This window comes from Streptomyces sp. NPDC047706 (assembly GCF_043204795.1).
Taxonomy (GTDB): domain Bacteria; phylum Actinomycetota; class Actinomycetes; order Streptomycetales; family Streptomycetaceae; genus Streptomyces.
This window is the reverse complement of the sequence record NZ_JBIDCW010000005.1, coordinates 22,826-36,455: the sequence shown is the minus strand read 5'-3', so window position 1 is coordinate 36,455 and position 13,630 is coordinate 22,826. Positions and strand designations below refer to the sequence as shown.

The window sequence follows — 13,630 nt, the reverse complement described above, 5'->3', positions numbered from 1 at the left end:
CGCCGCTGTCGTCGGCGTGGTCGTCGTCCCGGTCCGCCGTGCCTGGACGACGACGACCGCCCCGTCCAGGTCGTCGCCGAGGACGGCACCCTGGTCGCGGCCAGCGAGGACCTGGAGCACATCAGCGGCACGGGCACCGACGCCGTGCAGCCGCAGCCGCAGCCGCAGCCGCAGCCGCAGCCGCGGACGCCTGCGGGGCGGGAACCGGGCACCTGTTCCGGTGACGACGACGGTGACGACTCCGGCGAGTCCGAGGACTTCGGCGAGTCCGAGGGCTCCGACCGGAGGGACGACTCCGACGACGCCGCGGGAGCCGCCCTCCAGCCGGGCGAGATCGCCGAGGAGGCGTCCCTCACGGACGGCTCCGCGACCATCGACGGCGAGCGGGCGGACTACCGGTTCGCCGAGGTGCGGGTCGAGGTCCCCGGCCAGGGCACCTACACCGTGTACGCGGGCGGTCCGCTGGCCGCCGAGCAGAACGCCGTGAGCACCGCGCAGACCGTGATGCTGATCGGCTTCCCGCTGCTGCTCGGCGTGGTGGCGGGGGTGACCTGGCTGGTGACCGGACGCGCCCTGCGCCCGGTGGAGGGCATCCGCAGCGAGATGGCGGAGATCACCGCCTCCGAGGACCTCTCCCGGCGTGTCCCCGAACCGGGCACCCACGACGAGGTCGCCCGGCTGGCCCGGACCACCAACCAGACGCTGGCCGCGCTGGAGAGCTCGGTGGAACGCCAGCGGCGTCGCACGAACTGCGCAGCCCCATCGCCTCACTGCGCACCCAGCTCGAAGTGGCCGCGGCACACCCGGAGTTGCTGGACCTGGACGGCGCGGTCGAGGACACCGTACGACTGCAAAGACTCGCCGCGGATCTGCTGCTGCTGGCCCGGCTGGACGCGGGGGAGCGGCCCACCGGGGCGCGGGTCGACCTCGCCGAGCTCGTCCGTGAGCAGGCCTCGGGCCGCAAGAGGGTGTCGGTCGAGGCGGACTCCCTCGAAGTGGCCGGATCGCGCGGGCAACTGGGGCGAGTGCTGGCCAATCTGCTGGACAACGCCCAGCGGCACGCGCGTTCGGCGGTCACCGTGGCCGTCCGGCGGGACGGGGACCGGGCGGTCGTCCAGGTCGAGGACGACGGGGACGGCGTGCCCCCGGCGGACCGGGAGCGGATCTTCGAGCGGTTCGTACGGCTGGACGACGCCCGCAGCCGGGACGAGGGCGGCGCGGGTCTGGGCCTCGCCATCGCCCGCGACGTCGCCGCCCGGCACGGCGGCACCCTCACGGTCCATGAGGCGCCGGCAGGCGGAGCCCGGTTCGAACTCCGCCTGCCGCTCGCCCAGGGGTGCCTCAGGGCCTCCTGGTCAGGGACGGCCGCGCTGCCCACGCAGGTGCTCCGCGATGGGCCTCAGCGCCTTGTCCAGCTCCGTGAGGGACTCCGGGGGCAGCAGGTCGATGAAGTGCCGCCGTACGGACGAGACGTGGTGGGGCGCGACCTTCTGCATCGTCTCCATGCCGTGGTCGGTGAGCACCGCGTACAGCCCGCGGCGGTCGGACTCGCAGTTCTCCCGCCGCACCAGGTCGGCGTTCTCCATGCGCGTGATCTGGTGCGAGAGCCGGCTCTTCGACTGCAGGGTCGCGGAGGCGAGGTCGCTCATCCGCATTCGCAAATCGTCCGACTCGGAGAGATTCACGAGGATCTCGTAGTCGTTCATCGTCAGGCCGAACGGCTGCAGGTCCTTTTCGAGCTGGTACGTCAACAGCCTGTTGACCTCCAGGTGGGTGCGCCAGGCACACTGCTCCGCATCGGTCAGCCAGCGCGTGGCCGTCTCGGTCTCCATGAATGAAGTCTACCTAAGAAGTTGAAATGTGAACTACTGAGGGTGGTGTGACAGTGCGCACGCGTTCGACGTCACACTCCGCAGACTACCGCTCACAGCCCGAAGCGACGCTGGAGGTCCCCCAGCTGTCCGGGAAGGCGCGGTGCGCCGGCTTGCGCTCCGTGCCCTCCGGTCACCCCGCCACCACCGGGCACGCCGGCCTGGTGCGGGACCGTCCCCGTGGCCTGCTCGGCCATCAGGGTCTCGGTCGACTGGAGCAGGACCGTACCGGCTCCCACGAACTCGAACTGGTGCTCCTCCCCGGAGGCCCCGCCAAGGCCCGTCATCGCACGTAGACCGCCCATTACGCCCGTCATGTAGCCATGGTCGTAGTGGTGGCACGGTGAGGGGCAGTCGGCCCAGCCGACAAGCGCTTGCGGGTCCACCCGGATCGGCGGCTCCATGAACACCACCGGACCGTTGGATGCGGCCACGAACTTCCCGGTTCCGATGAGCGTGAGAAAGCCCGGCACGATCGACTGCTTCAGCGCGAGAGTTGGCTGAAAAGCGAGGAGGTTGCCCGAGCGAATGGTCAAGTTGCCCTCCTCCAGATCGTAGGAATTCACGTCGAAGGCCCGGTCGGCGAGGAGCATCTTCCCCGAGCCCTCCGCCACGACCCAGTCCGCGGCGTGCAGTGGCGAATGGAACGACGAACGGACAAGACGGTCCAATCGCCCGTGCCCCACGCCGTTGAAGTCGATCGAGCCGTAGTAGGCGATCATCTTCCCCTTCTGCAGGAACCACTGGCTCCCCTTCAGCTCCACGCAGAAGGTGTACGCGTTCACGTTGTCGTCGGCGGGCAGCGTCACCGGGTCGTGCACGACGGGCCCGGCGCCCGCGGTTCCGTAGGTCACAGCTTCTCCTCCGACGCCTGGACGTACACCGCACCGCTGCCGCTCAGCTCCAGCTGGAACGCCTCGCCGGAGCCGCGCCCCACCATGTCCCGCCAGCCCAGCGCGGTCGACAGCTTGTTGCGCACATCCCCGTGGTGGGCGACGTAGGCCTGCGGGTCGACATGCACGGGGCGCTGCGGGCTGATCGGAATCTCGAAGACCCCGCCGTGGGCCATCACCGCCACCGCCCCGTGTCCCTTGAGCGTGGTCGTGAACAGGCCCTGCCCGGTGACCTGCCCGCGCACCATCCCCATGACCCCGCCCTGGGAGCCCATGAACATCGTCCCCTGCTGGAGGCTGCCCTGGAAGGCGAGCAGCCGGTCCGCCTCGACACAGAGGGTGTCCCCTGCGAGGTTGATCACCTGTACGTGATGTCCGCCGTGCCCGAACAGCACGGTGCCGCTGCCCTCGACGGTCATCAGCGGTGTGTCCTCGTTCGCCACCCGGCGCCCGATCATCGACATGAGGCCGCCCTGGCCGCCAGTCATGCTGGGCGTGAAGGACACCTCGCCCTTGTAGGCGAGCATGGCGCCGCGCTGACTGAACAGCCGCTCGCGCGGCATCACGGTCGCCTCGACCATCTTCGAATTGACCTCGCGGAAGCCCATGTCACACATCCCCCGCGATCGTGTTCCGCTCACTGGGCTGCACGTACACGAGCCCGTCCCCCTCGAACCGCATCTGGAAGGCCTCGCCCCCGCCCTCGCCCATCAATGTGCGGAAGGTCACGCCGGACTGGAAGGACTGCCGCAGATTCCCCTGGTGCGCCACATAGGCCCCCGGGTCCACGGTCAGCGGGTACTGCGCGCTCACCCGGAGCACCACCGCCGGCCCGTCCGACATGATCGCCGCCTGCCCGTGCCCTTCCACGGTCGTCGTGAACAGCCCGTTGCCCTGCGAGGCGCCACGCATCCCCGTGAAGGACGTGCCGGTGCGCAGCCCGCCGTCGGTCGCGAGCAGATTGCTGGACTCCACGTACAGCTTGTCGCCCTGGAGACCCACCAGATTGATCTCCGAGGCCCGGTCCGCGAACCAGCAGGTCCCCTGCCCCCTCACCTCCATCAGGGTCATCTGCTCACCGGTGACGCGCCGGGTCACCATCCCCCGTATGCCCTCACCTCCGCCGCTCAGTTTCTTGAAGGCCATCTGCCCGTCGTACGCGACCATCGACCCGTTCTTCGCCTTCACGGCGTCCCCGGTCATGTCGACGGCCAGCACCTTGCTGCCTTGAAGTCGGAACATCGCCACGGATGTGAAGGTATCGGCCGATTGGCTCCGCCGACAGAGTCAGTCGCCCTGGACGGACCCCGACCGCGCCCCTAGGGGGCGCACCCCCGACCCCCCGGCCCCCGGCCCGTGCGGCCGTTTGCCACAATGGCGGAGCGTTTGTGCGTCCGTTCACAAAGCGACACGCCTCGTCAGCGAATCTCCCACCGAAGGTGACCCGTGGATCTCAAGACCGCCACCGCCCTCCGCCGCCTCCGCCTGGTCTCGGCCCCGGAAGCCGTGTCCTTCCTCATCCTGCTGGTCTGCTCGGTGCTGAAGCGGACCACGGAATTCAACGCGGTCCCCGTGATGGGCGCGGTCCACGGCGTCCTGTTCATCCTGTACGTCATCTTCTGGGCGGACGCCTGGAACCGCACCAGGTGGAGCCTCGGCACGGCCGCCCTCTACTTCGCCCTCTCGGTCCTCCCCGGCGGCGGCTTCTTCGCCGAGCGCAAGCTGCGCCGTGAGTCCGAGGACGCGGTGATCGCGGAGCGCGCGCGCAAGGAAGGGGTCGTGAACGCGTGATCGTCGCCTTCTCCGTGACGCCCCTGGGCGTCGGCGAGGACGTGGGGGAGTACGTCGCCGACGCCGTCCGCGTGGTCCGCGAGTCCGGCCTGCCGAACCGTACGGACGCGATGTTCACGTCCGTCGAGGGGGAGTGGGAAGAGGTCATGGACGTCGTCAGGCGTGCCGTCGCCGCCGTCGAGGCGCGGGCGCCGCGGGTGTCCCTGGTCCTCAAGGCGGACATCCGCCCCGGTGTGATGGACGCCCTCACGTCCAAGGTCGAGACGGTGGAACGCCACCTGACGCAGTAGCCGCAGGTCACCGCACCCGCGCGACGGACGGACCCCGGCCCCCAGGGGCCGGGGTTTTCTCACCACCCCCTGCTGGCCGTGGGCCGCGAGATCCACGACCACGAGCGCCAGAACGGCCACGTCGCACTCCTCGGCCAGCTCCTGGCGGGCGCCCAGACCCACCCCGCCCTCGCCCCGGCCACCGCGGCGGGGCTCGACCTGTGGATCACAGAGATCGAGAAGGCCCTGACCAGAGCCCTGTCGGACACTCCCTTCGGCGACTTCACGGAACCCAGGGGCCTCGCACGGGCGGTGGCGGCGTCCTTCGTCGGCATCGAAACCGATTCCGCGCCGTTCCGAGGACGGACGCCCCCCGGGCGCGGCCCCGACGCACACGCACCGCAGGCGCTACAGCCCACCACCGGACAGAAGCCGGCCGCCGCAGGCGTCCAGGGCGCGACCCCGGCCCACCGCCACCCGCCCGCGCCACGGCAAGCCCTACCGAACGCCGGACGGCCGCCGCAGGCACCACACATACCGAAACGCGAGACAGGGCTGACCACGATATGACCGGCGGGTAAGGTCTGGTGACGTGCCGAAGCCGCTCAGCCTCCCCTTCGACCCCATCGCCCGCGCCGACGAGCTCTGGAAGCAGCGCTGGGGCAGCGTCCCGTCCATGGCCGCGATCACCTCGATCATGCGGGCGCACCAGATCCTGCTCGCCGAGGTCGACGCGGTGGTCAAGCCGTACGGCCTGACGTTCGCGCGCTACGAGGCGCTGGTCCTGCTCACCTTCTCCAAGGCGGGCGAACTCCCGATGTCCAAGATCGGCGAGCGGCTCATGGTGCACCCGACCTCCGTCACGAACACCGTCGACCGCCTGGTGAGGTCCGGCCTGGTGGCCAAGCGCCCCAACCCCAACGACGGCCGCGGCACCCTCGCCGTGATCACCGAGAAGGGCCGCGAGGTCGTCGACGCGGCGACGCGTGACCTGATGGCCATGGACTTCGGCCTCGGCGTGTACGACGCCGAGGAGTGCGGAGAGATCTTCGCGATGCTCCGCCCCCTGCGGGTCGCCGCGAGCGACTTCGAGGAGCAGTGACCCCAGGGAAGATCGCCCGGAACCGGCCGTTACGCTCGTTCGCATGAAAAAGAGCGTGCTGACCCGCTACCGCGTCATGGCCTACGTCACCGGTGTGCTCCTGGTCCTGCTGTGCCTGTGCATGATCGCCAAGTACGGCCTGAAGATGGACGGTGCCGCGGACGCCACGCAGGTCGTCTCCATCGCGCACGGCTGGCTGTACGTCCTCTACCTCATCTTCGCCTTCGACCTGGGCTCCAAGGCGAAGTGGCCGATCGCCAAGCAGGTCTGGGTCCTGCTCGCGGGCACGATCCCGACCGCGGCGTTCTTCGTGGAGCGGAAGATCTCGCGCGAGCTCGACGCCATGGTCGCGCAGGACGCGCCGGCCCCGGTGAAGGCGTAGCGACACGCTGAACGACGGCCGCCGTACACACCGGCACAGGGGTGCGGCGGCAGCCGTTCACCCGATTGCTGGGGCGTCCTGACAAATCACCGGCCGGCGGTCGACATTTACTAGGACGTCCTAGTAAATTCGAAGGCATGGACGCTGACGCCATCGAAGAGGGCCGCCGACGCTGGCAGGCCCGGTACGACGCGGCGCGCAAGCGCGACGCGGACTTCACCACGCTCTCCGGCGATCCCGTGGAGCCGCTGTACGGGCCCCGGCCCGGGGACATCTACGAAGGCTTCGAGCGCATCGGCTGGCCGGGGGAGTACCCGTACACGCGGGGCCTGCACCCGACCGGCTACCGAGGGCGTACGTGGACGATCCGGCAGTTCGCCGGCTTCGGCAACGCCGAGCAGACCAACGAGCGCTACAAGATGATCCTCGCGGCCGGCGGCGGTGGCCTCTCGGTCGCCTTCGACATGCCGACCCTGATGGGCCGCGACTCCGACGACCCGCGCTCCCTCGGCGAGGTCGGCCACTGCGGGGTGGCCGTCGACTCGGCCGCCGACATGGACGTCCTCTTCCGTGACATCCCGCTCGGCGACGTCACCACGTCGATGACGATCAGCGGCCCGGCGGTCCCGGTCTTCTGCATGTACCTGGTGGCCGCGGAGCGCCAGGGCGTCGACCCGTCCGTCCTGAACGGCACGCTCCAGACGGACATCTTCAAGGAGTACATCGCCCAGAAGGAGTGGCTCTTCCAGCCCGAGCCGCATCTCCGCCTGATCGGCGACCTGATGGAGTACTGCGCGCAGCGCATCCCGGCGTACAAGCCGCTGTCCGTCTCCGGCTACCACATCCGCGAGGCCGGGGCGACGGCCGCGCAGGAGCTCGCGTACACGCTCGCGGACGGCTTCGGCTACGTCGAACTGGGCCTTTCCCGCGGCCTGGACGTGGACGTCTTCGCCCCCGGCCTGTCCTTCTTCTTCGACGCGCACGTCGACTTCTTCGAGGAGATCGCCAAGTTCCGCGCAGCGCGCCGCATCTGGGCCCGCTGGATGCGCGACGTCTACGGTGCCAAGTCCGACAAGGCCCAGTGGCTGCGCTTCCACACCCAGACCGCCGGTGTCTCCCTCACCGCCCAGCAGCCGTACAACAACGTCGTCCGCACGGCGGTGGAGGCCCTCGCCGCGGTCCTCGGCGGCACGAACTCGCTCCACACCAACGCCCTGGACGAGACCCTGGCACTCCCCTCCGAACAGGCCGCGGAGATCGCCCTGCGCACCCAGCAGGTCCTCATGGAGGAGACCGGCGTCGCCAACGTCGCCGACCCGCTGGGCGGTTCGTGGTACGTCGAGCAGCTGACCGACCGGATCGAGGCCGACGCGGAGAAGATCTTCGACCAGATCAAGGAGCGCGGCCTGCGGGCGCACCCCGACGGGAAGCACCCCATCGGCCCGATCACGTCCGGCATCCTGCGCGGCATCGAGGACGGCTGGTTCACCGGCGAGATCGCCGAGTCCGCGTTCCGCTACCAGCAGTCCCTGGAGAAGGGCGACAAGCGAGTCGTCGGCGTCAACGCCCACACCGGTTCCGTCACCGGCGACCTGGAGATCCTGCGGGTCAGCCACGAGGTGGAGCGCGAGCAGGTACGCGCGCTGTCCGCACGCCGCACGGGCCGCGACGAAGCCGCCGTCACCTCGGCACTCGCCGCGATGCTCGACGCCGCACGGGACGGCTCCAACATGATCGAGCCGATGCTGACGGCCGTCCGCGCGGAAGCCACCCTCGGCGAGATCTGCGACGCCCTGCGCGAGGAGTGGGGCGTGTACACCGAGCCCGCCGGCTTCTAGGGCCGGCCCTCACGGCAGCCGCCCGCACAGCGGTCCGGTCCTCGGCGTAGGCGCCGGGAGCCTGGACCGCTGTCGCCGGCTGTCCGTCGTGAACCCGGGCCCGCCACCGCGGGACTACGTCGTGGCCGCGTCGCGTTCTGCGGCCGTGTCGCGTTCTCCCGGTACGGGGCGCGCCGGGCCCGCGCGTTCGCCTCCCGCCGCCCCCCTTACTGCCGCGCCCTCCGCTGCCGCCCCTTCGGCGGCCGCCGCCCCCGCCAGCCCCAGCAACAGCACCCGCGTCAGCGAGTGCGCCCACTGCGCGTCCGCCGGTTCCGCGCTGACCAGGGAGCGGTGGACGACCGCGCCCGCCACCATGTCGAAGATCAGGTCCGCGGTGCGGGCCGCGTCCCCGGGGTCGGACTCCACCGGCAGTTCTCCGCGTGCCTGCGCCCGGGCCCGCCCCACCGTGACCAGCCGCTTCTGACGGTCCACGATCGTGGCGCGGATGCGCTCGCGCAGCGCCTCGTCCCGCGTCGACTCCGCGACCACCGCCATCAGGCCGCTCTTGGCCTCCGGCCGGTCCAGGATGGCCGCCAGCTGGAGGACCACGCCTTCGACGTCGGCGCCGAGGCTGCCACGGTCGGGGAGGGCCAGTTCGTCGAAGAGTTCCGCCACGGCGTCGACCACCAGCTCGTTCTTGCCCGCCCAGCGGCGGTAGAGCGTCGTCTTCGCAACTCCGGCGCGCGTCGCCACGTCTCCCAAGGTGAGCTTGGACCAGCCGAGTTCCACCAGGGCCGCCCGGGTCGCGGCCAGGATGGCGGTGTCGGCGGCGGCGCTGCGCGGGCGACCCGTGCGGCCGGCGGGGGTGCGGCTCTGCATCCCTCGACCATATCCGGGACCGGATTGGGGGGTATGGGCGCCGGGGTGAGGGAGATCACCAGGGTGGGGTGTCGCCGGAGCGCCCCCTGCCGTTACGCTACGACTCGTAGCGAAAGCTCGTCGGTGGCCTCTGCTCCGTGCGGTACGGGAGCTTTCGTCCTTTATGTGAGCGACGACCACAGGCGTGGGGTGGGGACCCGGCGCCGAACGCACGCTCGGCTTCGGGGGCGCTTTTCACAGACGCCCGGGGAACGGGGGAGGATAGACGCATGCAGCCACGGAACATGTCCATGAGCGGCGTCGTCGACCTCGCCGCGGTCAAGGCGGCCCAGGAGGCCAAGGCGAAGGCCGAGCAGGCGCGCGCCGCAGCGGCGCGCGAGGGCGGCGGCGGGGCCGTCTCCCCGGCCGACCTCGTCATCGACGTCGATGAGGCGGGCTTCGAGCGCGACGTCCTCCAGCGCTCCACCGAGGTCCCGGTCGTCATCGACTTCTGGGCCGAGTGGTGCGAGCCCTGCAAGCAGCTCAGCCCGGTCCTCGAGCGGCTCGCCGTCGAGTACGACGGTCGCTTCCTCCTCGCCAAGATCGACGTCGACGCCAACCAGATGCTGATGCAGCAGTTCGGGATCCAGGGGATCCCGGCGGTCTTCGCGGTCGTCGCGGGCCAGGCGCTGCCGCTCTTCCAGGGGGCGGCCGGTGAGGCGCAGATCCGGCAGACCCTCGACCAGTTGGTCACCGTCGCCGAGCAGCGCTTCGGGCTGACCGGCCTGACCGTCGACCCGGAGGCCGACCCGGGTGGCGGTGAGGCGCCGGCGCAGGCGCCGGCGGGTCCCTACGACGCCGCACTGAACGCCGCCGCGCAGGCGCTGGACGCCGGCGACATGGGCGGTGCCGTCCAGGCGTACAAGAACGTCCTCGCCGACGACCCCGCCAACCCGGAGGCCAAGCTGGGTCTGGCGCAGGCGGAGTTGCTCCAGCGGGTGCAGGGGCTGGACGCGAAGCAGGTGCGCAAGGAGGCGGCCGAGAAGCCGGCCGACGCGCAGGCGCAGATCGCGGCCGCCGACCTGGATCTGGTGGGCGGTCATGTGGAGGACGCCTTCGGGCGGCTCATCGACACCGTGCGCCGTACGGCGGGTGAGGACCGGGATGCCGTACGGCTGCGGCTGCTGGAGCTGTTCGAGGTGGTCGGCGCGGACGATCCGCGGGTGACCGCGGCTCGCCGCGCGCTGGCGCGCGCCCTGTTCTGAGGGGTGCGGGGTCCGGGTCACCCGGTCGGTCGCCGACCGTCCGGGCGCGTGAACCCTGCGTGAGGACATCGTCCGACAGGGCGTCAGGGCGGCCGCGCTTTGCCAAATCTTGGTAATCGCGGCCGCTGTTACTGCGAGTAAGTCGCGGCCATTGTTCTGTCGGATTCTGTCCAGCGATCAATAGTTTTGTCCTGCCCCAGGTTGGCACCCAGAGTCGCTGAGCGAGTCCAGCTGGTCGTGGTTCGGTTATCCGGCCGTTACTAGCGAGTAACGAACCCCCTTGTGCGGGCGGCGAGAATGCACCACGATCGGCGACGCTCGGTCCATTCCCCGTACCCGACATCCAATCGGGCCGCGGGATTTCCTGGGTCCCCACCGAGCAGAGCCGACGTCCCTGACGCCGGCTCTTGGGCAGGGGGGTCTTCGCTTCTTCGGCGAAGCCTGTCCAGCAAGGTTGTGCGTGATGCGTGTCAGGCGCGACCAGTGGTTGTCGCTCGGGGGTGATCGCCGGTGATTCGGGCGCCGTTGTGCGCCGCCGAGCGCGGGCGCTCTCCTTCCCGAGGACGTAGCACTTCTCCCATCCCTGTCCGGTGGCGCCGCCTTCGGGGCGAGCCGGGCCAGGAGATGTACGTCCGAGAAGGAGGAAATATGGAGTCCCAAGTGCGTGGTGGGACCAGATGGAAGCGGTTCGCTGTGGTCATGGTGCCCAGCGTCGCCGCCACGGCGTGCATAGGTGTCGCTCTCGCGCAGGGTGCTCTCGCCGCGTCGTTCAGTGTGTCGGGTCAGTCGTTCAAGGTGAAGGCCAAGGAGCTCAACGGCACGGGCTTCTCGCAGTACGGCGCCATCGACGAGGGCTATACCCTCACCGGTGACAAGGCTCATCACCCCGTGGCCGTTTCGGTCTTCGAGACTGCCCGGATCGAAAACATGTGCCAGTCAGTGGTGACTCCTGGTATCCCGTTCATCGGGTCCGTCACTCTGAAGCTGACCGCGGGTGAGAGCTCCGACGCGAAGCAGCAGGTGACTGCCGACAACCTGTACATCGACGTCGCAGACCTGGGCGCGGACGCCCAGTTCAGGAACATCGACATCGGTGTGGCCGCGGGTGAGATCAGCCGCGGACCAGGCATGAAGAAGTCGGAGATCGCGCAGAAGAAGGCGAACCCGTACGGCTTCGCCCAGCAGGCCGAGTCGGCCAAGCTGACAGACGTGAAGCAGACGGCCTGGGCGACCACGGCCGGCACCTTCACGCTGCCCGGTCTGAAGATGAAGCTGATGACCGGCAGTGGCCCCGGCAAGGAGTGCTACTAAGCACTCGGTGACGGGCGGGGGAGCCGAAGCGGTGCCCCCGCCCGCCCACTCTCCGCGCGCTGCGCACACCCCCCACATCGCAAGACACCCTCACCACAGCAACGCCGCACCAGGGAGCTGTTTTCCATGAGCGCCGAGACTCCTGCCGCCGACGGCCAGTTCAACCGCCGGAGACTGCAGTTCCGCGCCTGGCGGGGTACGAGGCCGTTCTGGGCCGGCCTGCTCGTCATGATCGGCGGTGTACCGATCATGTACTTCCCGTACGCGAACCTTCAGATCGGCCATCTGACGCTGGCGATGTCCACCACCGCGGGCGCCGGATCCCTGATCATCGGCGTGCTGCTCATCGTTCTGGGCTTCACCCTCTGGTTCCAGAAGCACATCCAGATCTTCGCCGGGGTCGCCGCGATCCTGCTGGCACTGGTGTCCATCCCGGTGTCCAACTTCGGCGGTTTCGTCATCGGGTTCCTGCTGTCAATGATCGGCGGCGCCCTGGCGGTTGCATGGGCGCCGGGCACACCGCCGGGGCCGGAGACGGCGAAGAGCACCGAAGAGGTGGACGGCGGCCCCGCGCACGCGATCCCCCAGACGGACGAGGATGCGATGGGGCAGCCGAACGACCTGTCAGGAACGAGCCCGGCCAACGGGGCGAACGGGAGGCACAGTGCCGGCTGACGAGGTGGCCCGCGTGGCCGAAGCAGACGGGCCGCGTGTGAGAACCGGGCCGCGTCACGCGGCACCCAGGAAGCCGCTGTTCACCAGGTTCCACATGCCTGCCGGCAAGGCGATCGCGCTGGCGGCGATGCCGACGGCGGTGCTCATGGGCATGGGGTTCACGCCCAAGCTCGCGCTCGCCGACGAACAGCCGTCGTCCCACAGCCTGTCGGCCGACGAGTACGCCGACCAGGCCGAGCAGTTCAAGGACTGTGTCGCGGCGCTGGACCCCGAGAAGGGCGAGAGCGCGTCGGCCACGCCCTCGCCGTCAGCCTCGGCGAGCGAGAGCGAGTCCGCCGAGCCGGAGCCGGGCCCTTCGGCGTCCTCCGGCGCCGGCTCCTCGGACGGGCCGGGAACGCCGGGCCAGGACTCTTCGTCGGATTCAGGTTCCGACGACGGGGCCCAGCCCGAGCCGGCCCCCTCGTCCTCGGCACCCGGCACGGACAAGGGGGACGAGACCGAGCCGACAGCGCCGAGCCCGTCGGCGTCCGAGAGCGACAAGGACGTACTCGAAACCATCGGCGACGCGATAACCGGCGTCGTGGAGGGCATAGCCGGCGGCGGAGCCAAGGACTCCGAGAGCCCCGCGCCGTCCCCTTCCGCGACGCCGAGCGGGAGCCCCGGATCACAGGCACCGCCCGGGAGTTCAGGCGGCTCGGGTGACTCCGGGAACTCCGGTGGCTCCGACAGCGGCAAGGACACGTCCGACGCCGTGGAGGACGCCGCGGGGAAGGTCACCGACACGGTGGAGGACGCCGTGGGGGATGTGAGCGACGAGGCCACCGGGACCCCCGAGCCCACCGACGAGGCCACCACCACGCCGAGCCCGTCCGCCAGTTCCACGGTGGACCCCGAGGACTGCCCCAAGGCCACGGATGCCGAAGGCGGCGTGGACAATCCCATCGCCGTGGCGGACGACCCCTGGTACCTGGAGGCCAGCTACCTGCACCTGAAGGGCGCGGACTACCAGGGCGTAGTCGAGGTGCGGACCGCCAGCGGCAAGACCAAGAAGGTGCTGAAGTACGTCATCTCGGGTGGCACCATGATCGGCGATCTGCACCAGCTGGTGAGGGACAAGCAGATCGGCAAGACGTATCACGTGCAGGCGGAGAAGGGCTCGGAGTCGACGATCACCGACGGCGACACGGTGATGTACACCGAGAGCATCTCCGGCAACCTGCTCGGCCTGATCCCGCTCACGTTCAGCCCGGAGCATCCGCCCCCGCTGAACCTCCCCGAGATCTACTTCACGAAGGTGAAGGTCACGCAGGCCGCCCAGTTCGGCGGCACCCTGACCATCCCCGGGATGCATGTGTACACCACCGACTGAGCATCCCCACAAGCCCGTTCGGGAGCC

At 70.0% G+C, this 13,630-nt stretch carries 14 protein-coding genes and 3 pseudogenes; 12 read left to right on the top strand and 5 right to left on the bottom strand.

The features are described 5' to 3' along the window. Positions 1-504: 504 nt before the first annotated feature. Positions 505-657: pseudogene (locus ACGF8A_RS07400) on the top strand (two-component sensor histidine kinase); the annotation flags it as partial. 131 nt (positions 658-788) lie between these two features. Next, positions 789-1,277 (top strand): annotated as a pseudogene (locus tag ACGF8A_RS07395) (sensor histidine kinase); the annotation flags it as partial. Between the two features lie 78 nt (positions 1,278-1,355). Here the strand turns inward: ACGF8A_RS07395 and ACGF8A_RS07390 are convergent. The 4 genes from ACGF8A_RS07390 to ACGF8A_RS07375 all read right to left on the bottom strand — a co-directional run bounded on the left by ACGF8A_RS07390 (position 1,356) and on the right by ACGF8A_RS07375 (position 4,006). Then, on the bottom strand, positions 1,356-1,832 hold the full coding sequence (locus ACGF8A_RS07390) for a MarR family winged helix-turn-helix transcriptional regulator (protein WP_393105217.1): 477 nt from the start codon (positions 1,830-1,832) through the stop codon (positions 1,356-1,358). A 92-nt stretch (positions 1,833-1,924) separates the two neighbouring features. Continuing rightward, positions 1,925-2,725, bottom strand: coding sequence for an AIM24 family protein (locus ACGF8A_RS07385; protein ID WP_393105215.1), 801 nt, complete (start codon positions 2,723-2,725; stop codon positions 1,925-1,927). After that, entirely contained in the window at positions 2,722-3,372 is a 651-nt protein-coding gene (locus ACGF8A_RS07380) for an AIM24 family protein (RefSeq protein WP_393105213.1), read from the bottom strand. The genes ACGF8A_RS07385 and ACGF8A_RS07380 overlap by 4 nt, the downstream gene beginning before the upstream one ends. Before the next feature lies 1 nt (position 3,373). Then, positions 3,374-4,006 (bottom strand): AIM24 family protein, encoded by a 633-nt coding sequence (locus ACGF8A_RS07375; protein ID WP_393105211.1) that lies wholly within the window; start codon positions 4,004-4,006, stop codon positions 3,374-3,376. Between the two features lie 204 nt (positions 4,007-4,210). On the opposite strand from ACGF8A_RS07375, the gene ACGF8A_RS07370 reads away from it, so the two are divergent. From ACGF8A_RS07370 to ACGF8A_RS07345, 6 genes and pseudogenes are all read left to right on the top strand, one after another. Then, positions 4,211-4,555 carry a DUF3817 domain-containing protein gene (locus tag ACGF8A_RS07370; protein ID WP_393105209.1) on the top strand — a complete coding sequence of 115 codons (345 nt, stop codon included), beginning with the start codon at positions 4,211-4,213 and terminating at the stop codon, positions 4,553-4,555. Continuing rightward, a complete protein-coding gene (locus ACGF8A_RS07365) occupies positions 4,552-4,845 on the top strand; it encodes an MTH1187 family thiamine-binding protein (RefSeq protein WP_393105207.1) in 294 nt (97 codons plus the stop codon). Before ACGF8A_RS07370 ends, ACGF8A_RS07365 begins: the two co-directional genes overlap by 4 nt. A gap of 69 nt (positions 4,846-4,914) precedes the next feature. Then, positions 4,915-5,163 (top strand): annotated as a pseudogene (locus ACGF8A_RS07360) (TetR/AcrR family transcriptional regulator); the annotation flags it as partial. A 253-nt stretch (positions 5,164-5,416) separates the two neighbouring features. Then, positions 5,417-5,926, top strand: coding sequence for a MarR family winged helix-turn-helix transcriptional regulator (locus ACGF8A_RS07355; protein ID WP_393105205.1), 510 nt, complete (start codon positions 5,417-5,419; stop codon positions 5,924-5,926). 43 nt (positions 5,927-5,969) lie between these two features. Continuing rightward, positions 5,970-6,308, top strand: coding sequence for a DUF3817 domain-containing protein (locus ACGF8A_RS07350; RefSeq protein WP_393105203.1), 339 nt, complete (start codon positions 5,970-5,972; stop codon positions 6,306-6,308). 137 nt (positions 6,309-6,445) lie between these two features. Continuing rightward, the gene (locus ACGF8A_RS07345) at positions 6,446-8,146 is read left to right on the top strand and encodes a methylmalonyl-CoA mutase (RefSeq protein ID WP_393105201.1); all 1,701 of its coding nucleotides are present in this window, start codon (positions 6,446-6,448) and stop codon (positions 8,144-8,146) included. Between the two features lie 114 nt (positions 8,147-8,260). Here ACGF8A_RS07345 and ACGF8A_RS07340 read toward each other — a convergent pair whose 3' ends face one another. Continuing rightward, a complete protein-coding gene (locus ACGF8A_RS07340; protein WP_393105199.1) occupies positions 8,261-9,004 on the bottom strand; it encodes a TetR/AcrR family transcriptional regulator in 744 nt (247 codons plus the stop codon). A gap of 269 nt (positions 9,005-9,273) precedes the next feature. On the opposite strand from ACGF8A_RS07340, the gene ACGF8A_RS07335 reads away from it, so the two are divergent. From ACGF8A_RS07335 to ACGF8A_RS07320, 4 genes are all read left to right on the top strand, one after another. Beyond that, positions 9,274-10,248 (top strand): tetratricopeptide repeat protein, encoded by a 975-nt coding sequence (locus tag ACGF8A_RS07335; protein WP_393105197.1) that lies wholly within the window; start codon positions 9,274-9,276, stop codon positions 10,246-10,248. A gap of 648 nt (positions 10,249-10,896) precedes the next feature. Continuing rightward, complete coding sequence (locus ACGF8A_RS07330) at positions 10,897-11,559, top strand: DUF6230 family protein (RefSeq protein ID WP_393105195.1); 663 nt, start codon at positions 10,897-10,899, stop codon at positions 11,557-11,559. A gap of 126 nt (positions 11,560-11,685) precedes the next feature. Further along, on the top strand, positions 11,686-12,234 hold the full coding sequence (locus ACGF8A_RS07325) for a DUF6114 domain-containing protein (protein WP_393105193.1): 549 nt from the start codon (positions 11,686-11,688) through the stop codon (positions 12,232-12,234). Further along, on the top strand, positions 12,224-13,603 hold the full coding sequence (locus ACGF8A_RS07320) for a hypothetical protein (RefSeq protein WP_393105191.1): 1,380 nt from the start codon (positions 12,224-12,226) through the stop codon (positions 13,601-13,603). Before ACGF8A_RS07325 ends, ACGF8A_RS07320 begins: the two co-directional genes overlap by 11 nt. Positions 13,604-13,630: the final 27 nt, after the last annotated feature.